The sequence below is a fragment of the Streptomyces sp. NPDC014764 genome (assembly GCF_043082785.1).
Taxonomy (GTDB): domain Bacteria; phylum Actinomycetota; class Actinomycetes; order Streptomycetales; family Streptomycetaceae; genus Streptomyces; species Streptomyces althioticus.
The window spans coordinates 29,183-53,724 of record NZ_JBIBXY010000003.1 but is presented as its reverse complement, the minus strand read 5'-3'; the positions used below and the strand labels follow the sequence as shown (position 1 = coordinate 53,724).

Genomic DNA, 24,542 nt, shown 5'->3' with positions numbered 1-24,542 from the left:
GGGGGCCGGGTTCCGCACGGAACCCGGCCCCCTGGTGCGTGCCGTCGTGGCGCGCCGCTCAGAACAGGCGCAGCTTGTCGTCCTCGATGCCGCGCAGGGCGTCGTAGTCGAGGATCTGGCAGCCGATGCCGCGGTCGGAGGCGAGCACCCGGGCCTGCGGCTTGATCTCCTGGGCGGCGAAGATGCCGCGCACCGGCGCGAGATGCGGGTCGCGGTTGAGCAGTTCCAGATAACGGGTGAGCTGCTCCACGCCGTCGATCTCGCCGCGCCGCTTGATCTCGACGGCGACGGTCTGCCCGTCGGCGTCCCGGCACAGGATGTCCACGGGTCCGATCGCCGTCATGTACTCACGGCGGATGAGGGTGTAGCCCTCGCCGAGGGTCTCGATGCGGTCGGCGAGCAGCTCCTGAAGGTGTGCTTCCACGCCGTCCTTGATCAGGCCGGGATCGACGCCGAGTTCGTGCGAGGAGTCGTGGAGGATCTCCTCCATCGTGATGATGAGCTTCTCGCCCGCCTTGTTGACGACGGTCCAGACGCCCTCCTGTTCGCCGGTGCCCTCCTTCAGGGCGCACGGCGGCGACATCCAGTTGAGGGGCTTGTAGGCCCGGTCGTCGGCATGGATCGAGACGCTGCCGTCCGCCTTGACCAGGATCAGACGAGGTGCGGACGGCAGGTGCGCGGTGAGCCGCCCGGCGTAGTCCACGGAGCAGCGGGCAATGACGAGACGCATGGTCGGCAACGCTACTCGACCGGCCGGGGTGGACGCGATTCGCCCTCACGGGCACCCCTCGCGGCCCAGGAGGCGCGTCCTGTATCTCCTGGAAAACGCGTGTTCCGCAATGGCCGATTCCCGGCCTACAGGAAGTTCCGCATCCGCCCGTTCTCCTGGTGCGGTCACCGTCCGTTGCTTACGGTATTGAACGGGAGGTCGCGAACTGTGTACGCAGCGTGCCCGTTTTCGCGCACTCCCTTATCTGTCAGGCAACCCCCGAGTGCTGGGGGTGCGAGAGGAGAACCCATGTCGCTCGACGTCTCACCGGCCCTACTCGAACAGGCCGAGCGAGGCGAGGTCGACGAAGCTGCCTTCGTCGACTGCGTCCGGACCTCCCTGCCCTACGCGTGGGAGATGATCAGCTCCCTGGTGGCCCAGCTGAAGGTGGACGGCGGTACCTTCGCCGACAACCAGACGCCCCCGCCGGACGAGCAGGCACGCGGTCAGCTGCTGCGTGCGCTCGCGAGTGACGCGATACGCGGCGCGCTGCAACGGCACTTCGGTGTTCGGCTGGCCTTCCAGAACTGCCACCGGGTGGCCGTGTTCCCGCTTGACTCCTCGGTCGACGAGACGCTGGCCCGCTTCACCTCGGTGCGCAACCAACTGCTCAACCAGTCCCCGGAACTGCGCGACTGCTGACGCTCCATCGATAGCTTGCCGCTCCGTACGCGGGAGGTGCGGTCTGTACCGGGGCGGCAAGCATCCCTGGAACTGTCTTATCGGTCAGGTGAGTTGGGGGAGCACCTCGGCCCCCAGCCGCCGTACGTTCTCCTCCGTCGCCGCCAGGTCGCCGGAGCCCTCGACGAGCAGCGCGAAACGTGAGATGCCGGTCCGCTCGCTGGTCGCGGCGAGCCGGTCGGCGCACAGCCGCGGGGTGCCCACCGGGTGCAGCCCGCACAGCAGCTCGGTGTAGGCCAGCGGGTCGCGCATCCGGCGCTCGCGGCCGTCCACCGTCACATGCGCGTCCAGCCCCTGCTTCAGCCAGCCCGGCATCGCCTTCAGCAGGATCTCGGCCGCGTCCGGGCGCCGGTCCGCGATCTGGCAGACCCCGGCCGAGACATGGGCCGCGGCCTCGATCTCGGCGGAGGTCCGGCCGCCGGCCCGCGCGTGGCGCCGCCACAGGGCGACCATCTCGGCCTTCTCCTCGTCGCCGACGTGCATGCCCAGCAGCATCGGCAGCCCGCGCTCGGCCGCCAGCCGTACGCTCGCGGGGGAGGTGCAGGCGACCACGACCTCCGGGCCCTCGGCCTCGGTCAGCGCCTCCGAGGGGCGGGGGACGACGGGCACCTCGCGGAACCGGTACCGCTCGCCGTCGGCTCCCACGGACGGCTCGCGAAGCCACCGCAACAGCAGGTCGAGCGCCTCCGGGAACCCCTTCTCGTACGCCTCCAGGCCGGACCCGAAGACCTCAAGGTCCACCCACGGGCCGCCGCGGCCGAGGCCCAGCGAGAACCGTCCGCCGCTGGCGACGTGCAGCAGCGCGGCCTGCTCCCCGAGCGCGACCGGGTGGGCGGTGGGCAGCACACTGACCGCCGTGCCCACGCGCAGCCGCCGGGTGCGGCCCAGCAGCATGGCCGCCAGGGTGACGGCGGACGGGCAGGTGCCGTAGGGCACGAAGTGGTGCTCGGCCAGCCAGACCGTGTCGAGCCCCGACTCCTCGGCCACTTCGGCGGAGCGCACCGCGCGGTGCAGCGCTTCCCCTTCGCCCTGCCCGGGGAACCGGGCGGCCAACACGAAACTTCCAACGCGCATTGCTCTTCCTGCTTCCTTGGCTCCGACGCGGAGCTCCCCCGCAGGGCATAACCCCCCGACACGTGCCGAGGACACGGCCGGGTGAGCGATTTTGCGGATTGTCTGCAGAACGGGGCGCTCTCACGGGGCCGCCGCGCGCCACGGAGTGACTTGTGACGATTGGCGGCGTACGCGTACCCCGGTCCGCGGCGACTAGGCTGGACGCGGTCCGTGCATCCTGTATAGCCCCGTGAGGTGTCCTGTGTCCCCGCGTCGCAACCGACCCAAGGGAGCCGGTTCGTCCGGCCGGAGCGCCGAGGACGACCGCTCCGGGAGGTACGGCGGCTGGCAGTCCACACAGTCCTGGCAGGGCGAGGAGTGGAGCGTGCGGCACGTAGCGGGCAGCAGCGCCCGCGGCAAGTCCTACCGGTGCCCGGGCTGCGACCAGCTGATTCCGGACGGGGTGCCGCACGTGGTGGCCTGGCCCGAGCACTCCGGCGTCGACGAGCGCCGGCACTGGCACAAGGCCTGCTGGAACGCGAAGGACCGCCGCACCACGCGGGTGCAGCGGTCCCGTAACGCGCCGAGGTTCTGACGGACCTCCGGGTCCTGGATGTCCCTGGACGTCCTCAGACGTCCCGCTTCCGCAGGAGGGCGAACGCGGCGGCCAGCGCGGCGCCCGCGGCGACCAGCATGATCCACAGCGGATCCCACCCCGACGGGCCCGACTCCGACAGGGAGTTGGCGTAGAAGATGCTCATCTGGTTCGGGATGGAGTACTCGAACAGCGCCTGCTGCACGTCCGACAGCGACGGCGAGAACATGAACAGCGCGATCACCAGCGGGGCGAGGACCAGCGCGATCATGATGGTGATGGCGCCCGCCGAGTGCCGCACGATCGACCCGACCGCCAGCGACAGGGTGCCGAGCAGCGCCAGGTAGAGCGAGACGCCGACCGTGCCCTTCAGCCATTCCTCGCCGGTCGGTTCCGCGGCGTTGTACTCCTCCAGCAGCGACACGTGCAGCAGGCCCACGACCGACGCGCACACCAGGGTCACCACGAAGGCGACCAGGAAGAACACCAGGGCCTTCGCCGCGAGCACCCGGCCGCGGCTGGGACAGGCGACCATCGTCGTGCGGATCATGCCCGTGCCGTACTCGGAGGCGGTGGTCAGCACGCCGAGCGTGATCAGGCACATCGAGCCGAGCAGCAGCCCGAAGAAGCCCAGCGACAGCGGGCTCTCGCCGCCCAGGTCGGGGTCGGCGTTGGCGATCACCAGACCGGTGAGCAGGCCGATGCCCACCACGAGCGCGACGAGGACGCCCAGCGTCCACATGGTCGACCGCACCGACCTGATCTTCGTCCACTCGGAGGCGAGCGCGTGCCCGAGGTGGGTGGGAACCACCGGGATGGGCGACGTGTAGGTGGGGTACGCCGGGGCGGAGGGCGCGGCACCGGGGGCGGCCGGCCACTCGGCTGCGGCGCTCTGCGGCATCGGGGGCTGGGGCGTGCTCATCGGGCGTCCTCGGACTTGGTCGGCTCGGCTGAGGGGGCGGACTGGGGAGCGCTCTGCGGCGCCTGCGCGTACGGGTTCGCCGCCGGGGCGCCCGGAGCGGCCGCGGGGGCCGGGGGAGCGCCGTAGGGGCCCGCGGGGGCCTGCGGCGGGGTGAAGGGCTGCCCGCCCTGCTGGGGCGGCGGCGGGGCGTACCAGCCGGGCTGGCCCTGACCCGGCACCGGCATCGGCGGCTGCGCGCCCGGCGGGAGCGGCTGCTGGAGCCCCTCCTTCTGGTCGACGGTCGAGCGGTAGTCGACGGCGCCCTGCGTCATCCGCATGTACGCCTCCTCCAGGGACGCCTGGTGCGGCGACAGCTCCCACAGCCGTACGTCGTGGTCGTGGGCGAGGTCGCTGATCCGGGGCAGCGGCAGTCCCGTCACCCGCAGCGCGCCGTCCTGCTCGGGCAGCACATGGCCGCCGGCCTCGGTGATCGCCGCCGACAGCTTCTCGCGCTGCTGCGGCTCGCTGTCGGGCGTGCGCACCCGCGCGAAGTCGGCGGAGTTGTGGGAGATGAAGTCCCGCACGCTCATGTCCGCCATGAGCTGGCCGCGGCCGATCACGATGAGATGGTCCGCGGTCAGCGCCATCTCGCTCATCAAGTGCGAGGAGACGAAGACCGTACGGCCCTCGGCGGCCAGCGACTTCATCAGGTTGCGCACCCAGAGGATGCCCTCGGGGTCGAGGCCGTTGACCGGCTCGTCGAACAGCAGCACCTGGGGGTCGCCCAGCAGCGCGGCGGCGATGCCCAGGCGCTGCCCCATGCCGAGGGAGAAGCCCTTGGACCGCCGGCCCGCAACCTCGTGCAGACCCACCACGCCCAGCACCTCGTCCACCCGGCGGGCCGGGATGCCCGACAGCTGGGCCAGGCTGAGCAGGTGGTTGCGGGCGGAGCGGCCGCCGTGCACCGCCTTGGCGTCCAGCAGCGCGCCCACCTGGCGGGGAGCGTTGGGCAGCTTGTCGTACGGGTGGCCGCAGATCGTGACACGGCCCGCGGTGGGGTTGTCCAGACCGAGGATCATCCGCATCGTCGTCGACTTGCCCGAGCCGTTGGGGCCCAGGAAGCCGGTGACGGCGCCGGGACGCACCTGGAAGGAAAGGTTGTACACAGCGGTCTTGTCGCCGTACCGCTTGGTCAGGCCGACTGCCTCGATCATGCTCCGCACCCATCGAAAGGTTCAGGACAGCGGGGCATACGCCCCCCGTAAGGGTTAGGAGCTTATCGGGGCGCTGACGGTTCCGCTCAAGGGCGCATCACGGGCGGGCCGGAACCGTTGCCGAACGGTCGTTCACTGTGCGTTCACTGGGCGTCACGACGCTTCAGCAGCACGTAGCCGCCGGCGACCGCCGCGATCACCCACAGCGCCATGATGCCGAGCCCGCCCCAGGGGCCGTACGGGGTGTCGTCGTCCACCGGCGTGACGACCTGCATGATCCTGCTGCCCGCCTGGTCGGGCAGGAATCGGCCGACCTTCTCGGTGGCGCTCACGTTGCCGAGGATGTTGGAGATCAGGAAGAAGAACGGCATCAGGATGCCCAGCGACAGCATGGGGGAGCGCAGCATCGCGGCCACGCCCATCGAGAACAGCGCGATCAGCGTCATGTAGAGCCCGCCGCCGAACACCGCGCGCAGCACCCCGTCGTCGCCGATGGACGCCCTGAGGTCGCCGAGCATCAGCTGGCCCAGGAAGAACGTGGCGAAGCTGGTCGCCATCCCGACCACGAACGCCAGGGCGGTGGCCACGGCGAGCTTGCTGAACAGGAAGACGCCCCGCTTGGGCACGGCCGCCAGCGAGGCCCGGATCATCCCGGTGCTGTACTCGTTCGACACCACCAGCACCCCGAACACGATCATCGCGAGCTGGCCCAGGCTGGTCCCGGCGAAGCTGATGAAGGTCGGGTCGAAGGCGAGCTTCTCCCGCTCGTCGAGGTTGTCGAACTCGTTCTTCGAGAGTGCCGAGATCAGCATGCCGAGCGCGATGGTGACGACCACCGCGGTCGACAGCGTCCACACGGTCGACGCCACCGACCGGATCTTGGTCCACTCCGACCGTACGACCTGTCCCGTCGCCATGCTCAGCCCTTCCTCCAGCTCTCGCCCCACTGCTGTCGCTGCTGCGGGGGCAGGGGCGCGCCGGTGTGCGCGTGGTACTCCACCGACTCCGCCGTCAACTGCATGAAGGCCTCCTCGAGGGACGCCTGCTGGGGGCTCAGCTCGTGCAGCACCACCCCGTTGCGCGCGGCCAGCTCGCCGATCGCCTCGGCGGGCGTTCCGTCCACCTCGAGCGTCCCGTCCGCACCGTCGACGGCGGTGACGCCCGCGCGGTGCAGCGCGTCCAGCAGCGCCTCCCGTTGCGGGGTGCGCACCCGGACGTAGGAGCGGGAGTTGCGCTCGATGAACTCCGCCATCGAGGTGTCGGCGAGCAGCCGGCCCTGCCCGATGACGACGAGGTGGTCCGCCGTCAGGGCCATCTCGCTCATCAGGTGGGAGGAGACGAACACCGTGCGGCCCTGCCCGGCCAGCGACTTCATCAGCGTGCGGATCCAGTGGATGCCCTCGGGATCGAGGCCGTTGACCGGCTCGTCGAACATCAGGATCCGCGGGTCGCCGAGCAGCGCGGCGGCGATGCCGAGCCGCTGCCCCATGCCGAGCGAGAACCCCTTGGCCTTCTTCCGCGCCACCGCCGTCAGGCCGACCTCGTCCAGCACCTCCCGCACCCGCCGTTCGGGGATGCCGTTGCTCTGCGCGAGCCACAGCAGATGGTTGCAGGCGCTGCGCCCCGGGTGCACACCCTTGGCCTCCAGCAGCGCGCCGATGTTCGTCAGCGGGTCCTTCAGCCGGTCGTAGTGCGTACCGTCGACGCGTACGTCCCCGGCCGTGGGGTGGTCGAGCCCCAGGATCATCCGCATGGTGGTCGACTTGCCGGCGCCGTTCGGGCCGAGGAAGCCCGTGACGATGCCCGGCCGGACGGTGAAGGTCAGGTTGTCCACCGCGACCTTCTCGCCGTACCGCTTGGTCAGCCCCTCCAGCTCGATCATGCGGCCACGCTAGAACGGGGCGAAGCCCTCTGCCACCGCAGTGGCAGAGGGCTTCGCGCCGGGTCCGGTCGCCCGGTGGCCCGGTGGTGCTACCGGGACTGCTGGGCCGGGACGCCGCGGGAGACGGGCTCGTCCTCGGTGGCGGGCGCGCCGGTGGCGGCGACCGCGGCACCCGTGAGGGTCGCCAGCATCTCGCGGACGTTGGTCAGCTGGGCGTTGATGGAGTCGCGGCGGTTGGTCAGCGCCGCCAGCTCGCGCTCGGACTCCGAACGGATCCGGTCGGCCTTGGCGTTGGCGTCGGCCACGATGTCCTCGGCCTGGCGCTGGGCGGTCTCCACCGTCTGGCGGGCCCGGCGCTCGGCGTCGGTGCGCAGCTTCTCGGCCTCCAGCCGGAGCTGCTCCGCGCGGTGCTCGATCTCCGCGAGGCGCTTCTCCGCCTTGGCCTGACGCGAGGCCAGGTCGCGCTCGGACTGCTCGCGACGCTTCGCCAGGTTCGTCTCGAAGTCCGCGGCGGCCTGGGCGGCCTTGGCGCGGGTCTCCTCGAAGAGGGCGTCCGCCTCCTCGCGCTTGGACTGGGCGTCCTTCTGCGCCTCGGAGCGCAGCTGGGCTGCCTCGCCCTGGGCCTTCTCGACGATCCGGGCGCCCTCGTCCTCCGCCTTGGCCTTGCGCTCGGAGGCGTAGGACTCGGCGTCGTTGCGCACCTGCTGGGCGGCCGACTCGGCGAGCTCGCGGTGCTGCTCCGCGGCGCGCCGGGCCTCCTCGCGCAGGTCCTTGGCCTCCTCCTCGGCGAGACGGAGGATCTTCTCCACGCGCGCGCCGAGACCCGCGTACGACGGCTCGGCGTCGTTGATCTGGGCCTGGGCGTTCTGCGTCTCGAGGTGGAGCTCTTCGATGCGCTTTTCCAGAGCGGTGATGCGGGTGAGAGCGCTGTCACGGTCGGAGACGAGCTTGGAGATACGTTCGTCCACCTGAGCGCGGTCGTACCCACGCCGCACAAGCTCGAAGCCGTAGGGGGAAGTGTCGCTCATGGGGTTCCTGTCGAATGAGACCGGTGAGGTGATAGGTGGAATCCTAGGGGCCGAAGCGCTGTGTCATCGAGCGGATGCACGTTTGATACGGAAGATGACACCCCTTTTGAGTGGCTCGCCGCCGGAAGCCTTGCCAAAGCCATGGTCAAAGCCCTCACCGTACAAGGGATTTCGCCCGGTTTGCTAACTCTCGGCTGACTTGCCACCCGTACGGGTAGCACCCGCCGCAGCCCCCGCCTTGACGCCGTTGTCCTTGCCGCCCGCCGGGGCTTCGAAGGACTCCAGGGCCTCCAGGACGTCCTGGACGCGCGAGATCTCCGCGTTGATGTCCTCGCGGCGCCGGACGAGGACCTCCAGCTCGCGCTTGCCCTCCTCGACGGTGCGCCGTGCCTCGCGCACCGCCTCGGCCTTCAGCTCCTCGGCCTCCTTCACGAGCGTGGCCTTCTTCTGCTCCGCCTCCTTGAGAAGACCCTCGGCCTTCTTCACGGCGGCGATGCGCACCTTGCCCGCCTCGGAGTTGGCCTCGGAGACGATCTCCTTCGCCTTGGCCTCCGCCTTGGCGAGCTGCTCCTCCGCGGCCTTGATCAGCGCGTCGCAACGGTCGCCGGCGGACTTCATGGTCTCGGCGGCCTCGCGCCGGGCCCGCTCGTGCAGCTCCTCGATCTCGGTGGTGATGCGGTCGCGCAGCTCCTCCGCGCGCTCCCGGATCTGCGTCGCGTCCCGGCGTGCGCCGACCAGCAGCTCGTCGGCGTCCGTACGGGCCTTCTCCACCAGGGAGTTGCCCTCGACCCGCGCCTCGGACACCAGCCGCTCGGCCTCGCTGCGGGCCGCGCCCACCATGGTGTCCGCCTGCGACTCGGCGTCGGCCGTGGTCTTCAGCGCCTGCTGCTGCGCCTCGGTGAGCAGCTTGTCCGCCTCGGCGGTGGTCTCCGTGATGAGGGTGTCGACCTGCTCGGCCGCCTCCGAACGCCGCTTGTTGGCCTCCTTGCGGGCGTCGTCCAGCGTCCGCTCGGCCTCCTCGCGCGCGGAGGACACCAGCCGCTCCGCCTCCGACTCCGCGTCGGCCTTGACCCGCTCGGCCTCGTGCCGCAGCCGCTCCGCCCGCTGCTGCGCCGACCCCACGGTCTCCGCGGCCTCGGCGCGCAGCCGCTCCGCGTCGCCGGTGGCGTCCGCGATGAGCTTCTCCGCCTTGGCCACCGACTCCGACCGCACCCGCTCGGCCTCGGCGACCGTCTCGGTACGCAGCCGGTCGGTCTCCGTGATGGTCTCTTCGGTGAGCCGCTCCGCCTCGCTGCGCGCCTCGGTGATGAGCGTGTCCGCCTGCGTCGCCGCGTCCGAACGGATCCGGTTGGCGTCCTCGCGGGCGTCCGCCCGGGTGCGCGCCGCGGCCTGCTCGGCCTCGGCGACCGCGTCGGACGCCTCGGTGCGCAGCCGCTGCGCGTGCTCGGAAACCTCGGCGCGGACCCGGTCCGCCTCCGTGATCGCCTCCGAAACGGTGCGCTCCGCCAGGGACTTGGCCTCCTCGGCCTCCTCCTGCGCCTCGCGCCGCATCCGGCCCGCGTCCTCGCTGGCCCGCTCCCGCTCCGCGTAGGCGTCGCTGCGGACCCGGTCCGCCTCCTCCTCGGCCTCGCGACGGGTGCGCTCCGCCGCGTGCTCGGCGGCGCTGCGCAGCCCGGCGATCTCCTCCTGCGCCTGCTCGTGCAGCCCCGCGACGGAGTCCCGCACCTGCTGGGCGTGGAGCTCGGCCGCGGACACCATCTCCGTGGCGCGCCGGTCCGCCTCCTCGACCAGCCGCACGGCCTCGGCCTGCGCCTCCTCCACCCGGGTGCGCGCCGCCGCCAGCAGCTCCTCGCTCTGCTCGCGGGCCCGCCGGCGCTCCTCGTCGGCCTCCTCGCGGGCCGCGCCGAGGAGTTCCTCCGCCTCCCGGCGCCGCCGGGCGGCCTCCTCCTGCGCCGCCGCAAGCGTCTCGGACGCCTCCGTGCCGATCCGCTCGGCGGCGGCCTGGGCCTCCGCGCGCATCCGGTCCGCGCTGTCCTGCGCCTCGGACTTGAGCCGCTCCGCCTCGGCAGCGGCCTCCGACCGCAGCCGCACGGCGACGGCCTCGCCCTCCGCCCGGGACGCCGACGCGTCCGCGGCGGCCTCGTCGCGCAGCCGCTCGGCCTCCTGCTCGGCCTGCTGCTGGAGCGTACGGATCCGCTCGGCGGCCTCCGTGCGCAGCCGTTCGGCCTCCTCGTTCGCCTCGCGGCGGATCCTGGCGGCGTCCTCGCGCGCGTCGCTCAGCGCCTGCTCGGCCGCGGCGAGGCGCTCCTCGGCCTCCGTGTGCAGCCGGGTCAGCTCGTCGGCCGCCTCCGCGCGCCGCGCCTCGACGGCCCGCTCGGTCTCCTCGCGCAGCTCGCGCGCGGTCCGCTCGGCGTCCTCCTTGAGCGCGTCGGCCTGCTCGACGGCCTCCGCGCGGTGCCGCTCGGCCTCCTTGCGGGTGCGCTCCAGGGTCTCCTCGGCCTGCCGGCGCAGCGTCGTGGCGCGCTCGATGGCCTCGGTGCGGACCTTCTCGCTGTCCGTCTGCGCGGTGGACCGCAGTTCGTCCGCGTCCGCCTTGGCCTTGGCGAGGAGCTCCTCGGCGGACGTGGCCGCCTCCTCGATCTGCGCCACGGCCTCCTTGCGGGCCTCCGCGCGGATCTTCTCGCCCTCCGCGACCGCGTCGGCGCGCAGCTGCTCGGCCTCGCCGCGCAGCCTGCGCGCCTCCTCCTGCAGCTCGACCGTCTTGGCGCGGTACTCCTTGGTGTCGTCCTTCGCCGCACCCTTCAGCTGCTCGGCGATGTCGTGCGCCTCGGCGCGCAGCCGGTCCGCCTCGGCCTCCGCCTCGCGGCGGATCCGCTCGGCCTCCTCGGCGGCCGCCTTGGTGGTCCGCTTGGCCTCCTCGGACGCCTTGTTGAGCACGTCCTCCGCGGTCTTGGCCGCCTTGGACAGCTGGGTGGCCGACTCCTCCGCGGTGAGCGTACGGGCCTTCTCCGCGGCCTCCGCGACGATCTTCTCCGCCTCGGCGCGGGCGTCGGCGACCAGCTGCTCGGCGTCCGCCTTGGTGGACTCGGCCTCCTTGGTGGCCTCGCTGACCAGCCGTGCCACCTGCTCCTTGGCGGTGCGCGTGCGGGTCTCGTTGGCGGCCTCGGCGGACGCCAGCGCCTTGGCGGCGGCCTCCTTCGCCTCGGCGAGCACCTTCTCGGCCTCTGAGCGCGCCTCGCGCAGCGCGCTCTCCGCCTCGGTCATCCGCTCCTCGGCGGCCCGGCTCATCTCCTGTGCCCGGCGGCGCGCCGACTCCGACTCGGTGACCGTGGAGGTGCGCAGCTGCTCGGCGTGCTCGGTGGCCTCCTGGGCCTGCGTGGACGCGGCGTTCAGCAGCCGCTCGGCGTCCGTGCGGGCGCGGCGCAGCAGCTGCTCGGCCTCGCTGCGGGCTGCCTCCGCGTCGCTCTGCAGCCGGCGGCGGGCCTCGGCGGTGAGCCGCTCCGCCTCCTCGCGGGCGGCGGCCAGCGCCTGCTCCCGCTCGGCGCGGGTCTCCTCCATCAGGCGGCGGGCCTGCTCCTCGGTGCGGGCCCGCAGCTGCTCCGCCCACGCCACGTTCTCGTTGACGTGCGTCTCGACGGTCTGACGGCGCTCCGCCAGCTCCTGGTCGAGCTGCTGGCGCCGGGTCACCGCCTCCTGGTGCAGCTCCGCCTGGAGGCGGGCCGCCTGCTCGGCGTGCTCCTGGAGGATGCGCTGGGTCTGGGCGCGGGCCTGGCTCAGCTCCCGCTCGGCGTCCGCGCGCAGCTGGTCGGCCTGCAGCTGCGCGTTGCGGAGCAACTGCTCGGCCTGGTAGCCGATGTCGCCGCCGTCGTAGGCGGGACGGGACATGATGGTGCGCCGCGCCTCGTGCAGCTTGGCGCGCAGCACCTCGACCTGGTAGCCGAGGTCCTCGGCGTGCTGGATCGCCTTTTCCCGCTCGGTCTTCAGCCGCTTCATCTCGGCTTCGAACCGAGAGAGGTGGTCGACGTCAGCCGCCGGCTCTCGCTCCTGGCTCTCGTAGCCCCGCACTGCGCGGTCCCATCCGTCCCCTGGTCGCAAGTCTGGCCGAGCTCCGCCCATCCCGAACGGAGCCCCCGGGGAATGGTGTCAGATCATCGGCGGAGCATGGGCTGCTGCCCCGCGCTCGCCCCCCGCCACCCGGCCCCGGCGATCCCGTCGCCGAACACGACGGGGCTCGGTCACCACGCTTCGAGCGGCGACCAGACCCAACCCTACCGGCCCTTATGTACGTGGGTCAGTGCTCGGACGACTCAACGGGCGCGGAAGTGACCAGTTCTGTCAGTACGCCGTGGCAGTCCTTCGGGTGCAGGAAGGTGATCCGTGACCCCATGGAACCGCGCCGGGGCTCTTCGTACAGAACGCGTACGCCCTTCTCCTTGATGCCGGCCGCCTCCGCGTCGACGTCCGCCGTACCGAAAGCGATGTGGTGGACGCCCTCGCCGTTCTTCGCGAGCCACTTGGCGACGGTGGAGTCCTCGCGGGTCGGCTCGAGGAGCTGCAGGTAGGAGGCACCGCCGTCCGAGGTCTCGTTGATCTTGAGCATTGCCTCGCGCACGCCCTGCTCCTCGTTGACCTCCGAGTGGAACACCTCGAAGCCGTAGGTGGAGCGGTAGAACTCCACGGTCCTGTCGAGGTCGAAGCAGGCGATCCCGATGTGGTCGATTCGCGTCAGCATGGAATCAGTGCAGCGCGCCCGGGACGGTTACGCAACGTGCGCGCGATCACACCGAAAGGCCGATGACGGGGTCGCCCGCGCGTCAGTACATTCGAAGTAAACCCTCGTTCACTCCTCGGCTGTGCAGCCGGAAGGGGACCGCAGCTCATGACTTCTGCATCTTCTGCATCATCCGCAACGAACGGCACGACGTCCGTCATCGTCGCGGGCGCCCGCACCCCGATGGGTCGGCTGCTCGGTTCGCTGAAGTCGTTCTCCGGAGCCGACCTCGGCGGCTTCGCGATCAAGGCCGCCCTCGACCGTGCGGGGATCGGCGGCGACCAGGTCCAGTACGTGATCATGGGGCAGGTGCTCCAGGCCGGGGCGGGGCAGATCCCGGCGCGCCAGGCCGCCGTGAAGGCCGGCATCCCGATGAACGTCCCGGCGCTCACCGTCAACAAGGTGTGCCTCTCCGGCCTCGACGCCATCGCGCTGGCCGACCAGCTCATCCGCGCGGGCGAGTTCGACGTGGTCGTGGCCGGCGGCCAGGAGTCCATGACCAACGCCCCCCACCTGCTGCCGAAGTCCCGCGAGGGCTACAAGTACGGCGCGGTGCAGATGCTCGACGCGATGGCGCACGACGGCCTGACCGACTCCTTCGAGAACATCGCCATGGGCGAGTCCACGGAGAAGCACAACACCCGCCTCGGCATCGCCCGCCCCGAGCAGGACGAGATCGCCGCCCTGTCCCACCAGCGGGCCGCCGCCGCGCAGAAGAACGGCGTCTTCGAGGCCGAGATCACCCCGGTCGAGATCCCGCAGCGCAAGGGCGACCCGGTGCTCTTCAGCAAGGACGAGGGCATCCGCGGCGACACCACCGCCGAGTCCCTGGGCAAGCTGCGCCCGGCCTTCGCCAAGGACGGCACCATCACCGCCGGTTCCTCCTCGCAGATCTCCGACGGCGCCGCCGCCGTGGTCGTGATGAGCAAGGCCAAGGCGCAGGAGCTGGGCCTGGAGTGGATCGCCGAGATCGGCGCCCACGGCAACGTGGCCGGCCCCGACAACTCGCTCCAGTCGCAGCCCTCGAACGCCATTCGCCACGCCCTGAAGAAGGAGGGCCTGGAGGTTGCCGACCTCGACCTGATCGAGATCAACGAGGCGTTCGCGGCGGTTGCCGTCCAGTCAATGAAGGACCTCGGCGTTTCCACCGAAATGGTGAACGTCAACGGTGGCGCCATCGCCCTCGGCCACCCGATCGGGATGTCCGGCGCGCGGCTGGTGCTACACCTGGCGCTGGAGCTGAAGCGGCGCGGCGGCGGCGTCGGCGCCGCGGCGCTGTGCGGTGGCGGCGGCCAGGGTGACGCGCTGATCGTGCGGGTACCCAAGGCCTGACCCGGTTGTTGCCGACTTCCCTTACGTGAACGGAGCTGTGATGCAGGACGTCTCCACTCTGGTGGCCCAGGCCAGAGAGGGCAGGCCACGGGCCGTGGCCCGGCTGATCTCCCTGGTGGAGGGGGCGTCACCGCAGCTCAGGGAGGTCATGGCGGCCCTCGCGCCGCTCGCGGGCAACGCCTACGTGGTCGGCCTCACCGGCTCCCCGGGCGTCGGCAAGTCGACGTCCACCTCGGCGCTGGTGACCGCGTACCGCAAACAGGGCAAGCGGGTCGGCGTCCTGGCCGTCGACCCGTCCTCCCCCTTCTCCGGGGGCGCCCTGCTCGGCGACCGCGTCCGGATGTCGGAGCACGCCTCCGACCCGGGCGTCTACATCCGCTCCATGGCCACCCGCGGCCACCTGGGCGGCCTCGCCTGGGCCGCGCCGCAGGCCATCCGCGTCCTGGACGCGGCCGGCTGCGACGTGATCCTGGTGGAGACGGTGGGCGTCGGCCAGTCGGAGGTGGAGATCGCCTCCCAGGCCGACACCTCCGTGGTCCTCCTCGCCCCCGGCATGGGCGACGGCATCCAGGCCGCCAAGGCCGGAATCCTCGAGATCGGCGACGTCTACGTCGTCAACAAGGCCGACCGCGACGGCGCGGACGCCACCGCCCGCGAGCTGAACCACATGCTGGGCCTCGGCGAGTCCCGCGGCCCCGGCGACTGGCGCCCCCCGATCGTCAAGACGGTCGCCGCCCGCCAGGAGGGCGTCGACGAGGTCGTCGAGGCGCTGGAGAAGCACCGGGCGTGGATGGAGGAACGGGGGGTCCTCGCAGAGCGCCGCCGCGCCCGCGCGGCCCACGAGGTCGAGACGATCGCCGTCACGGCCCTGCGCCGCCGCATCGGCGACCTCCACGGGGACCGCCGCCTGGGGGCGCTCGCGGAACGTATCGTCGCGGGTCGGCTGGATCCCTACCGGGCGGCGGACGAGCTGGTCGAGGGTCTGACCCAGGGGGGCTCGTCCGACGGCTGAGCACGGGGTTCTCGCCCCCGCCGCCCCTTCCCGTCCCGACCCAGGGCTCCGCCCCGGACCCCGCTCCTCAAACGCCGGAGGGGCTGATCTTCAGCCCGTCCGGCGTTTGAGGACGACCGTCAGTCGTCGTCGCGGTCCGGTGTGACGGACGCCGTCTTCAGGTCGACGTTCCAGTCCCGCGCGTCTCCGCCGGAGGCACGCGTCTCCGCCTCCCAGCCCTTGTCGCCGCCGTCGTCGTCCAGATCCACGGAGACGACCGTCCCCTTCGCGGCCGCGGCCTTCGCCGCGTCCTCGGCCGTCACCGAGGCACCCTTGAGCGCGGCGCGCACCTCCGCCGCGTCGTCCTCGTCGTCCTTCTCGGCGCCCAGCACCTTGCCGCTGTCCGGGGCGATCCTGACGGTGTGCCAGGTGTCGCCCTCGGCGAGGACGTCGACCTCCCAGGAGCCGTCGTCCAGTTCGGCGGAGACGGCCGTACCCCGTGTGTGCTCAAGCGCGGCGGTGATGGCCTCGGCGGCGGTCACGCCACCGGGGGCGGCGGCACGGGCCACACCGTCGTCGCCGTCGTCCCGGTCGTCCGAACGGTCGTCGTCCCGGTCGTCCGAGCGGTCCTCGCCGCGGTCGTCCCGGTCGTCGTCCGTCCGCGTCACCGACGTCGTGTCGTCGTCGTCCCCCGCGACCGCCAGCGCCGTCGCCGTGCCCCCGCCCACCAGTGCCGCGGCCGTGACGACGGCGATCACGATGTTGCGCTTCATGTGCGTTCCTCCCGAGTCGGTGTGCTTCGCGCTGTACGACATCAATGTCGCCCACCGACGCTGAGCGGAAGCTGAAGCAGCCTGAAGTGATCTTCAGCTTCCCTTTGCGACCCTGGGTCCCATGCGACTCCTGATCGTCGAGGACGAAAAGCGCCTCGCCCTCTCCCTCGCCAAGGGCCTCACCGCCGAGGGGTACGCCGTCGACGTCGTGCACGACGGCCGCGAGGGGCTGGACCGGGCCACGGCGGAACCGTACGACCTGGTGATCCTCGACATCATGCTGCCCGGGCTCAACGGCTACCGGGTGTGCGCCGCCCTGCGCGCCGCCGGGCACGACGTGCCGATCCTCATGCTCACCGCCAAGGACGGCGAGTACGACGAGGCCGAGGGCCTGGACACCGGCGCCGACGACTACCTCACCAAGCCCTTCTCCTACGTGGTCCTGGTCGCCCGGGTGAAGGCGCTGCTGCGCCGCCGGCAGGCCGCGGGCGGGTCCCCGGTCCATGTGCACGGCGACCTGAAGGTGGACACCGCCGCCCGCCGGGTCTGGCTCGCCGAGGAGGAGGCCGAGCTGACCGCGAAGGAGTTCTCGGTTCTGGAGCACCTGGTGCTGCGGGCCGGTGAGGTGGTGTCGAAGGCCGACATCCTCGAGCACGTCTGGGACTTCGCCTACGAGGGCGACCCCAACATCGTCGAGGTCTACGTCAGCGCACTGCGCCGCAAGCTCCGCGCGGACCTCATCCGCACGGTGCGCGGCGCCGGTTACCGGCTGGAGAAGGCCCCGTGAGCCGCCTGTTCGGCTCGGTCCGCTCCCGGGCGACGCTCGGCGCCACGCTCGTCGTCGCCGTGGCCCTCGTCGCCGCCGGCACCGCGCTCCTGCTGTCCCTGCGCGCCAACCTGACCGGCGAGGCGGGCACCCGGGCCGAGCGTTCCGCGCAGGCCGTCGCCTCCGAACTGGCCGCCCGTACGCCCCTCGACAAGCTCTCCGGGCTGGACGCCGAGGACACCCCCGTGCAGATCGTCGACGAGGACGGCGTCCTGCTCGCGGCCTCGGAGGACCTGGAGCGGATCAGTGGCACGGGCGCCTCCGAGGTGACCCCCGAACCGGCCCGGTCCGACGACGACGACCGCGACGACGACCAGGACGACGACCGCGACGACCGGGACGACGACTCCCTCGGCCCCGGCGAGATCGCCCCTGGCGCGAGCTACACCAACGGCACCGCCACCATCGACGGCGACACCGAGGACTACCGCTTCGCCGCAGTCGAGGTGGAGACCCCCGACCGGGGCCGTCTCACCGTCCACGCGGGCGCCCCGCTGGCCGCGGAGCACAGCGCCGTGGGCACCGCGCTGACCGCCATGCTCATCGGCTTCCCGCTGCTGCTCGGCGTCGTCGCCGCGGTGACCTGGCTGGTCACCGGAAGGGCCCTGCGTCCCGTCGAGGGCATCCGCCGGGAGATGGCCGCGATCACCGCCTCCGAGGACCTCCGCCGCCGCGTCCCGGAACCGGCGACGCACGACGAGATCGCCCGGCTCGCCCGCACCACCAACGCCACGCTCGCCGCGCTGGAGACCTCCGTGGAGCGGCAGCGTGCCTTCGTCGCCGACGCGTCCCACGAACTGCGCAGCCCCATCGCCTCGCTCCGCACCCAGCTGGAGGTCGCGGCCGCCCACCCCGAACTGCTCGACCTGGAGGGCGCGGTCGAGGACACCGTACGGCTGCAGAACCTCGCCGCCGACCTGTTGCTGCTCGCGCGGTTGGACGCGGGGGAGCGGCCCGCGGGCACCCGGGTGGAGCTGGCCGCGCTGGCCCGGGAGGCGGCCGAGGGGCGCCAGGGCGTAACGGTGGAGGCGGAGCGCGCCGAGACCGCCGGGTCACGCGGCCAGCTCGCGCGGGTGCTCGCCAACCTGCTGGACAACGCGGAGCGGCATGCCCGTGAGCGGATCACGGTGACCGTGCGCCGGGAGGGCGGCGAGGCCGTGGTGGGCGTCGCCGACGACGGCGAGGGGGTGGCCGAGGCCGACCGCGAGCGGATCTTCGAGCGGTTCGTACGGCTGGACGCGGCGCGCAGCCGGGACGACGGCGGAGCCGGTCTCGGCCTGGCCATCGCGCGGGACGTGGCCGTACGGCACGGCGGCACGCTCACCGCGGGCGCGGCGCCGGCGGGCGGAGCCCTCTTCGAACTCCGCCTGCCGCTCGCCGGCGCGGACCGGGGCACGCCCCGGGTCTAGTCGGGCCGCAGGGAGGGGGAGGACGTCAGAGTCGTCCCCGCTGCCCCCGCAGGTGCTCCGCGATGGGCTTGAGGGCCTTGTCGAGCTCGATCAGGGCCTCGGGGGAGAGCAGGTCGATGAAGTGCCGGCGCACGGACGCCACGTGGTGCGGGGCGACCTTCTGCATCGTCTCCATGCCGTGGTCGGTGAGGACCGCGTAGAGGCCGCGGCGGTCCGACTCGCAGTTCTCCCGGCGGACCAGGTGGGCGTTCTCCATCCGGGTGATCTGGTGGGAGAGCCGGCTCTTGGACTGCATCGTGGCGGAGGCGAGGTCGCTCATCCGCATCCGCCGGTCCTCCGACTCGGACAGGTTCACCAGGATCTCGTAGTCGTTCATTGTCAGGCCGAACGGCTGCAGATCCTTCTCGAGCTGGTAGGTCAGCAGCTTGTTGACCTCCAGGTGGGTGCGCCAGGCGCACTGCTCCGCATTGGTCAGCCAGCGGGTGGCCGTCTCGGTCTCCATGAATGAAGTCTACCTAAGGAAGTTGAAAGGCGTACTAATAGGGCTTCCGAGTGACATCACGTGCAGGCGTTCGATGTCACACCCCGCACACTACCGCTCACAGCCCGAAGCGACGCTGGAGGTCCCCCAGCTGTCCGGGAAGGCGCGGTCCGCCTGCGCCGGGTCCGGCCCCGCCCGGCCCGCCGCCGGGTACCCCCGGCTGCTGCGGGGGTGCTCCCGCGGCCTGCTCCGTCATCAGGGCCTCGGACGACTGCAGCAGCACCGTGCCGGCGCCGACGAACTCGAACTGGTGCTCCTCGCCGGACGCCCCGCCCAGGCCCGTCATCGCACGTAGGCCGCCCAGGAGGCCGGTCATGTAGCCGTGGTCGTAGTGGTGGCACGGGGACGGGCAGTCCGCCCAGCCGACCAGCGCCTGCGGGTCGACCCTGATCGGCGGTTCCATGAACACCACCGGTCCGTTGGACGCCGCCACGAACTTCCCGGTTCCGATCAGTGTCAGAAAACCTGGCACGATCGACTGCTTCAGCGACAGACTTGGCTGAAAAGCGAGCAAGTTGCCCGAGCGAATGGTCAGATTGCCGTCGTCCAAGTCGTACGAATTGACGTCGAAGGCCCGGTCGGCGAGCAGCATCTTGCCCGAGCCCTCCGCCACGACCCAGTCGCTCGCGTGCAGTGGCGAATGAAACGCCTTCCGGACAAGTCGGTCGAGTCGCCCGTGCCCGATGCCGTTGAACTCGATGGCGCCGTAGTAGGCGATCATCTTCCCCTTCTGCATGAACCACTGGGTGCCCTTGAGCTCCACGCAGAAGGTGTAGTCGTTGACGTTGTCGTCGGACGGCAGCGTCATGGGGTCGAAGGCCGCGGCCCCGGCGCCCGGCGTTCCGTACATGCTCACAGCTTCTCCTCCGAGGCCTGGACGTAGACCGCGCCGCTGCCGCTCAGCTCCAGCTGGAAGGCCTCGCCGGAACCCCGGCCCACCATGTCCCGCCAGCCGAGCGCCGTCGACAGCTTGTTGCGGACGTCGCCGTGGTGGGCGACGTACGCCTGCGGGTCGACGTACACCGCGCGTTGCGGGGTGATGGGCACCTCGATCACCCCGCCGTGGGCCATCACGGCGACCGCGCCGTGCCCCTTGAGCGTGGTGGTGAACAGGCCCTGCCCGGAGACCTGGCCCCGCACCATGCCCATCACCCCGCCCTGCGAGCCGAGGAACACCGTGCCCTGCTCCAGCGTCCCCTCGAAGGCCAGCAGCCGGTCCGCCTCGACGTACAGCGTGTCCCCGGAGAGGTTGATCACCTGGATGTGGTGGCCGCCGTGCCCGAACAGCACGGTGCCGTCGCCCTCGACGGTCATCAGGGGCGTGTCCTCGTTGGCCACGCGCCGGCCGATCATGGACATCACCCCGCCCTGGCCGCCGCGCAGGTTCGGGGTGAAGCCGACCTCGCCCTTGTACGCGAGCATCGCGCCGCGCTGGCTGAACAGCCGCTGACCGGGTGCGACGGTCGCCTCGATCATCTTGGAGTTGATCTCCCGGAAGCCCATGTCAGACGTCCCCCGCGATGGTGTTGCGCTCACTGGGCTGGACGTAGACCACCCCGTCGCCCTCGAAGCGGATCTGGAAGGCCTCGCCGCCGCCCTCGCCCATGAACGTGCGGAACGTCACGCCCGACTGGAAGGACTGCCGCAGGTCGCCCTGGTGGGCGACGTATGCGCCCGGGTCGACCGTCAGCGGGTACTGAGGGCCGACCCGCAGCAGCACGGCGGGGCCGTCCGACATGATCGCGGCCTGGCCGTGGCCCTCGATCGTGGTCGTGAACAGCCCGTTGCCCTGGGAGGCGCCGCGCAGGCCCGTGAACGTGGTCCCCGTGCGCAGGCCGCCGTCGGTGGCCAGCAGGTTGCTGGACTCGACGTACAGCTTCTCGCCGTTCAGGGCCACGAGGTTGATCTCGGAGGCCCGGTCGGCGAAGAAACAGGTGCCGTGCCCCTTCACCTCCATGAGCGTCATCTGCTCGCCCGTGAGCCGCCGGGTCACCATCCCCCGCAGGCCCTCACCGCCGCCTGTGAGCTTCTTGAAGGCCATCTGCCCGTCGTACGCGACCATGGAGCCGTTCTTCGCCTTGACGGCGTCCCCGGTCATGTCGACGGCGAGGACCTTGCTGCTCTGAAGTCGGAACATCGCCACGTGTGCGACGGTAGCGGCCCTTTTGCGCCGCGCCCAGATCCTGAAGGAGGAGTCGCACCCTGATGCGGCCCCGACCCCCTGCGGTGATCACCCACGGCGTTTGCCACAATGGCTACGCTTGTGCGCGCGTTCACAAGCCGACAGCACCGTCGACACCGACGTCTCTCCCTTCCGAAGGTGACCCGTGGACATCAAGACCGCCTCCGCACTCCGCCGCCTCCGCCTGGTCTCGGGCCCCGAAGCGATCTCGTTCCTGCTGCTGCTCGTGTGCTCGGTCCTGAAGCGGACCACCGAGTTCAATGCCGTCCCGGTCATGGGCGCGGTCCACGGCTTCCTCTTCGTCCTCTACGTGCTCTTCTGGGCCGACGCCTGGAACCGGGCGAAGTGGTCGCTGGGGACCGCCGCCTTCTACTTCCTGATGTCGGTGCTGCCCGTCGGCGGCTTCTTCGCCGAGCGGCGGCTGAAGCGTGAGACCGAGGACGCGGTGATCGCGTCCCGCGCCCGCAAGGAAGGGGTCGTGAACGCGTGATCGTCGCCTTTTCCGTGACGCCGCTGGGCGTCGGCGAGGACGTGGGGGAGTACGTCGCCGACGCCGTGCGGGTGGTCCGCGAATCCGGGCTGCCGAACCGCACCGACGCGATGTTCACCTCGATCGAGGGGGAGTGGGACGAGGTCATGGACGTGGTGAAGCGCGCCGTGGCCGCCGTGGAGGCCCGCGCGCCGCGTGTCTCCCTCGTCCTCAAGGCGGACATCCGCCAGGGCGTGGAGGACGGCCTGACGTCCAAGGTGGAGACCGTCGAACGGCACCTCGCCGGCTGACTCCGTGCGGGGCGGGCGTCGGCGGCGCGACCGCCGTGCCGTCCGCCCCGCGGACCGAAGGGCGAGACAGGGCTGACCGGCATCTGACCCGCCGGTAGGGTCTGGTCCGTGCCCAAACCGCTCAGTCTCTCGTTCGATCCCATCGCCCGTGCCGACGAGCTCTGGAAGCAGCGCTGGGGAAGCGTGCCGTCGATGGCCGCGATCACCTCGATCATGCGGGCCCACCAGATCCTGCTGGCCCAGGTCGACGCGGTGGTCAAGCCGTACGGGCTCACGTTCGCGCGGTACGAGGCGCTGGTTCTGCTGACCTTCTCCAAGTCCGGCGAGCTGCCGATGTCCAAGATCGGCGAGCGGCTCATGGTGCATCCGACGTCGGTGACCAACACCGTGGACCGGCTGGTCAGGTCGGGTCTGGTGGCCAAGCGCCCCAACCCCAACGACGGCCGCGGCACGCTGGCCTCCATCACGGACAAGGGCCGAGAGGTGGTCGAGTCGGCCACCCGCGACCTGATGGCGATGGACTTCGGCCTCAGCGCCTACGACGCCGAGGAGTGCTCGGAACTCTTCGCCATCCTCCGGCCCCTCCGACTGGCGGCGGGGGACTTCGAAGGGGAGTGACCCCCCGGAAGATCGCCCGGAACGTGCCGTTACGCTCGATCCCATGAAGAAGAGCGTGCTGACCCGCTACCGGGTCATGGCCTACGTCACCGCTGTCATGCTGCTGGTGCTGTGCACCTGCATGGTGTTCAAGTACGGCTTCGGCAAGGGCGAGGACATCACGTTCGTCGTCTCCCAGGCTCACGGCTTCCTGTACATCATCTACCTGATCTTCGCGTTCGACCTCGGCTCCAAGGCCAAGTGGTCGTTCGGCAAGCTGCTGTGGCTGCTGCTCTCCGGGACGATCCCCTTCGCCGCCTTCTTCGTCGAGCGCAAGGTGACGCAGCAGGTGGAGCCCCTCACGGAGAGCCCCGAGCCGGCCGTCGCCAAGGCCTGACGTCCCGCGTCGTACCGCCGTACGGACGAGCGTACGGCGGTCCCCCATCGACATTTACTTGGACGTCCTAGTAAATTCGAGGGTATGGACGCTGACGCCATCGATGAGGGCCGCCGTCGCTGGCAGGCCCGGTACGACGCCGCGCGCAAGCGCGACGCAGACTTCACCACGCTCTCCGGGGATCCCGTGGAGCCGGTGTACGGGCCGCGGCCCGGGGACCGCTACGACGGGTTCGAGCGGATCGGCTGGCCGGGGGAGTACCCGTTCACCCGCGGGCTGTATCCGACCGGTTACCGGGGGCGGACGTGGACCATCCGGCAGTTCGCCGGGTTCGGGAACGCCGAGCAGACCAACGAGCGCTACAAGATGATCCTCGGCAACGGCGGCGGCGGCCTCTCCGTCGCCTTCGACATGCCGACGCTCATGGGCCGCGACTCCGACGACCCGCGCTCGCTGGGCGAGGTCGGCCACTGCGGGGTGGCCATCGACTCGGCGGCCGACATGGAGGTCCTGTTCAAGGACATCCCGCTCGGTGACGTCACCACCTCGATGACCATCAGCGGGCCCGCCGTGCCCGTCTTCTGCATGTACCTCGTCGCCGCCGAGCGCCAGGGCGTCGACCCGGGCGTGCTCAACGGCACGCTCCAGACGGACATCTTCAAGGAGTACATCGCGCAGAAGGAGTGGCTCTTCCAGCCCGAGCCGCACCTGCGCCTGATCGGCGACCTGATGGAGCACTGCGCGGCCGGCATCCCCGCCTACAAGCCGCTGTCGGTCTCCGGCTACCACATCCGCGAGGCCGGATCGACGGCCGCGCAGGAGCTGGCGTACACGCTCGCCGACGGCTTCGGGTACGTCGAGCTGGGCCTCAGCCGCGGCCTCGACGTGGACGTCTTCGCGCCCGGCCTGTCCTTCTTCTTCGACGCGCACGTCGACTTCTTCGAGGAGATCGCCAAGTTCCGCGCCGCGCGCCGCATCTGGGCGCGCTGGATGCGGGACGTCTACGGCGCCAAGAGCGAGAAGGCGCAGTGGCTGCGGTTCCACACCCAGACCGCCGGCGTCTCGCTCACCGCGCAGCAGCCGTACAACAACGTGGTGCGGACCGCCGTCGAGGCGCTCGCAGCCGTGCTCGGCGGGACGAACTCCCTCCACACCAACGCCCTCGACGAGACCCTCGCGCTGCCCAGCGAGCAGGCCGCCGAGATCGCCCTGCGCACCCAGCAGGTGCTGATGGAGGAGACCGGCGTCGCCAACGTCGCCGACCCGTTGGGCGGTTCCTGGTACGTCGAGCAGCTCACCGACCGCATCGAGGCGGACGCCGAGAAGATCTTCGAGCAGATCAAGGAGCGGGGGCTTCGCGCCCACCCCGACGGCAAGCACCCCATCGGGCCCGTCACCTCCGGCATCCTGCGCGGCATCGAGGACGGCTGGTTCACCGGCGAGATCGCCGAGTCGGCCTTCCGCTACCAGCAGTCGCTGGAGAAGGGCGACAAGAAGGTCGTCGGCGTCAACGTCCACACCGGCTCCGTCACCGGCGACCTGGAGATCCTCCGGGTCAGCCACGAGGTGGAGCGCGAGCAGGTACGGCTGCTGGGCGAGCGCAAGAGCGCCCGCGACGATGCGAAGGTGCGCGGCGCGCTCGACGCGATGGTCGAGGCGGCCCGCTCCGGCGCGAACATGATCGAGCCGATGCTCGACGCCGTCCGCGCGGAAGCCACGCTGGGCGAGATCTGCGACGCCCTGCGCGACGAGTGGGGCGTCTACACGGAGCCCGCCGGCTTCTGACGCATCAGGGGGCGACCCCGCCCCGTCGTACGACC

Annotated in this window: 25 protein-coding genes; 11 read left to right on the top strand and 14 right to left on the bottom strand. The window is 71.3% G+C overall.

Features of this window, described 5'->3' with window-relative positions:
* Positions 1-58: 58 nt before the first annotated feature.
* Positions 59-730 carry an endonuclease NucS gene (nucS, locus tag ACF1AG_RS08975; RefSeq protein ID WP_359599120.1) on the bottom strand — a complete coding sequence of 224 codons (672 nt, stop codon included), beginning with the start codon at positions 728-730 and terminating at the stop codon, positions 59-61.
* A 288-nt stretch (positions 731-1,018) separates the two neighbouring features.
* Between nucS and ACF1AG_RS08970 the strand changes: the two genes are divergently transcribed.
* Entirely contained in the window at positions 1,019-1,411 is a 393-nt protein-coding gene (locus tag ACF1AG_RS08970; protein WP_359599121.1) for an SCO5389 family protein, read from the top strand.
* An 84-nt stretch (positions 1,412-1,495) separates the two neighbouring features.
* Here the strand turns inward: ACF1AG_RS08970 and ACF1AG_RS08965 are convergent, their stop codons facing one another.
* Entirely contained in the window at positions 1,496-2,524 is a 1,029-nt protein-coding gene (locus ACF1AG_RS08965) for an LLM class flavin-dependent oxidoreductase (protein WP_387794858.1), read from the bottom strand.
* Positions 2,525-2,765: 241 nt separating this feature from the next.
* Between ACF1AG_RS08965 and ACF1AG_RS08960 the strand changes: the two genes are divergently transcribed.
* Positions 2,766-3,098, top strand: a complete 333-nt coding sequence (locus tag ACF1AG_RS08960) for an ATP/GTP-binding protein (RefSeq protein WP_359599124.1) — start codon at positions 2,766-2,768, stop codon at positions 3,096-3,098.
* Positions 3,099-3,132: 34 nt separating this feature from the next.
* Here ACF1AG_RS08960 and ACF1AG_RS08955 read toward each other — a convergent pair whose 3' ends face one another.
* From ACF1AG_RS08955 to mce, 7 genes are all read right to left on the bottom strand, one after another.
* Positions 3,133-4,020: an ABC transporter permease subunit gene (locus ACF1AG_RS08955; protein WP_359599125.1), complete on the bottom strand. Its 888-nt coding sequence runs from the start codon at positions 4,018-4,020 to the stop codon at positions 3,133-3,135.
* The gene (locus tag ACF1AG_RS08950; protein ID WP_359599127.1) at positions 4,017-5,213 is read right to left on the bottom strand and encodes an ABC transporter ATP-binding protein; all 1,197 of its coding nucleotides are present in this window, start codon (positions 5,211-5,213) and stop codon (positions 4,017-4,019) included. The genes ACF1AG_RS08955 and ACF1AG_RS08950 overlap by 4 nt, the downstream gene beginning before the upstream one ends.
* Before the next feature lie 143 nt (positions 5,214-5,356).
* A complete protein-coding gene (locus tag ACF1AG_RS08945) occupies positions 5,357-6,130 on the bottom strand; it encodes an ABC transporter permease (RefSeq protein WP_359599128.1) in 774 nt (257 codons plus the stop codon).
* Positions 6,131-6,132: 2 nt separating this feature from the next.
* Positions 6,133-7,095, bottom strand: a complete 963-nt coding sequence (locus ACF1AG_RS08940; protein WP_391809544.1) for an ABC transporter ATP-binding protein — start codon at positions 7,093-7,095, stop codon at positions 6,133-6,135.
* Between the two features lie 89 nt (positions 7,096-7,184).
* The gene (locus ACF1AG_RS08935; protein ID WP_359599132.1) at positions 7,185-8,123 is read right to left on the bottom strand and encodes a cellulose-binding protein; all 939 of its coding nucleotides are present in this window, start codon (positions 8,121-8,123) and stop codon (positions 7,185-7,187) included.
* A gap of 183 nt (positions 8,124-8,306) precedes the next feature.
* Complete coding sequence (gene scy, locus ACF1AG_RS08930; protein ID WP_391809543.1) at positions 8,307-12,188, bottom strand: polarized growth protein Scy; 3,882 nt, start codon at positions 12,186-12,188, stop codon at positions 8,307-8,309.
* Positions 12,189-12,414: 226 nt separating this feature from the next.
* The gene (gene mce, locus ACF1AG_RS08925; protein WP_359599136.1) at positions 12,415-12,855 is read right to left on the bottom strand and encodes a methylmalonyl-CoA epimerase; all 441 of its coding nucleotides are present in this window, start codon (positions 12,853-12,855) and stop codon (positions 12,415-12,417) included.
* Between the two features lie 147 nt (positions 12,856-13,002).
* On the opposite strand from mce, the gene ACF1AG_RS08920 reads away from it, so the two are divergent.
* Together ACF1AG_RS08920 and meaB are read left to right on the top strand one after the other, a co-directional pair.
* The gene (locus tag ACF1AG_RS08920) at positions 13,003-14,226 is read left to right on the top strand and encodes an acetyl-CoA C-acetyltransferase (RefSeq protein WP_359599137.1); all 1,224 of its coding nucleotides are present in this window, start codon (positions 13,003-13,005) and stop codon (positions 14,224-14,226) included.
* A gap of 40 nt (positions 14,227-14,266) precedes the next feature.
* Positions 14,267-15,238 carry a methylmalonyl Co-A mutase-associated GTPase MeaB gene (gene meaB, locus ACF1AG_RS08915; protein ID WP_359599139.1) on the top strand — a complete coding sequence of 324 codons (972 nt, stop codon included), beginning with the start codon at positions 14,267-14,269 and terminating at the stop codon, positions 15,236-15,238.
* Between the two features lie 119 nt (positions 15,239-15,357).
* Here the strand turns inward: meaB and ACF1AG_RS08910 are convergent, their stop codons facing one another.
* Entirely contained in the window at positions 15,358-15,990 is a 633-nt protein-coding gene (locus ACF1AG_RS08910) for a PepSY domain-containing protein (protein ID WP_359599140.1), read from the bottom strand.
* 121 nt (positions 15,991-16,111) lie between these two features.
* On the opposite strand from ACF1AG_RS08910, the gene ACF1AG_RS08905 reads away from it, so the two are divergent.
* Both ACF1AG_RS08905 and ACF1AG_RS08900 read left to right on the top strand, forming a co-directional pair.
* Positions 16,112-16,777 (top strand): response regulator transcription factor, encoded by a 666-nt coding sequence (locus ACF1AG_RS08905; RefSeq protein WP_359599141.1) that lies wholly within the window; start codon positions 16,112-16,114, stop codon positions 16,775-16,777.
* Positions 16,774-18,225, top strand: a complete 1,452-nt coding sequence (locus ACF1AG_RS08900) for a sensor histidine kinase (RefSeq protein WP_391809542.1) — start codon at positions 16,774-16,776, stop codon at positions 18,223-18,225. Before ACF1AG_RS08905 ends, ACF1AG_RS08900 begins: the two co-directional genes overlap by 4 nt.
* A gap of 25 nt (positions 18,226-18,250) precedes the next feature.
* Here ACF1AG_RS08900 and ACF1AG_RS08895 read toward each other — a convergent pair whose 3' ends face one another.
* The 4 genes from ACF1AG_RS08895 to ACF1AG_RS08880 all read right to left on the bottom strand — a co-directional run bounded on the left by ACF1AG_RS08895 (position 18,251) and on the right by ACF1AG_RS08880 (position 20,903).
* Entirely contained in the window at positions 18,251-18,727 is a 477-nt protein-coding gene (locus tag ACF1AG_RS08895; protein WP_006130189.1) for a MarR family winged helix-turn-helix transcriptional regulator, read from the bottom strand.
* A gap of 97 nt (positions 18,728-18,824) precedes the next feature.
* A complete protein-coding gene (locus tag ACF1AG_RS08890) occupies positions 18,825-19,622 on the bottom strand; it encodes an AIM24 family protein (RefSeq protein ID WP_387794855.1) in 798 nt (265 codons plus the stop codon).
* Positions 19,619-20,269: an AIM24 family protein gene (locus ACF1AG_RS08885; protein WP_359599143.1), complete on the bottom strand. Its 651-nt coding sequence runs from the start codon at positions 20,267-20,269 to the stop codon at positions 19,619-19,621. Before ACF1AG_RS08885 ends, ACF1AG_RS08890 begins: the two co-directional genes overlap by 4 nt.
* A gap of 1 nt (position 20,270) precedes the next feature.
* Positions 20,271-20,903: an AIM24 family protein gene (locus tag ACF1AG_RS08880; protein WP_359599174.1), complete on the bottom strand. Its 633-nt coding sequence runs from the start codon at positions 20,901-20,903 to the stop codon at positions 20,271-20,273.
* A gap of 190 nt (positions 20,904-21,093) precedes the next feature.
* Here ACF1AG_RS08880 and ACF1AG_RS08875 point away from each other — a divergent pair, with 190 nt between their 5' ends.
* From ACF1AG_RS08875 to ACF1AG_RS08855, 5 genes are all read left to right on the top strand, one after another.
* Positions 21,094-21,438 carry a DUF3817 domain-containing protein gene (locus tag ACF1AG_RS08875; protein ID WP_359599144.1) on the top strand — a complete coding sequence of 115 codons (345 nt, stop codon included), beginning with the start codon at positions 21,094-21,096 and terminating at the stop codon, positions 21,436-21,438.
* Positions 21,435-21,728: an MTH1187 family thiamine-binding protein gene (locus tag ACF1AG_RS08870; RefSeq protein ID WP_359599145.1), complete on the top strand. Its 294-nt coding sequence runs from the start codon at positions 21,435-21,437 to the stop codon at positions 21,726-21,728. The genes ACF1AG_RS08875 and ACF1AG_RS08870 overlap by 4 nt, the downstream gene beginning before the upstream one ends.
* 108 nt (positions 21,729-21,836) lie before the next feature.
* Positions 21,837-22,346, top strand: coding sequence for a MarR family winged helix-turn-helix transcriptional regulator (locus tag ACF1AG_RS08865; RefSeq protein ID WP_145827411.1), 510 nt, complete (start codon positions 21,837-21,839; stop codon positions 22,344-22,346).
* 43 nt (positions 22,347-22,389) lie between these two features.
* Positions 22,390-22,722 (top strand): DUF3817 domain-containing protein, encoded by a 333-nt coding sequence (locus ACF1AG_RS08860; RefSeq protein WP_359599146.1) that lies wholly within the window; start codon positions 22,390-22,392, stop codon positions 22,720-22,722.
* A gap of 84 nt (positions 22,723-22,806) precedes the next feature.
* Positions 22,807-24,507, top strand: a complete 1,701-nt coding sequence (locus ACF1AG_RS08855; RefSeq protein WP_359599147.1) for a methylmalonyl-CoA mutase family protein — start codon at positions 22,807-22,809, stop codon at positions 24,505-24,507.
* Positions 24,508-24,542: the final 35 nt, after the last annotated feature.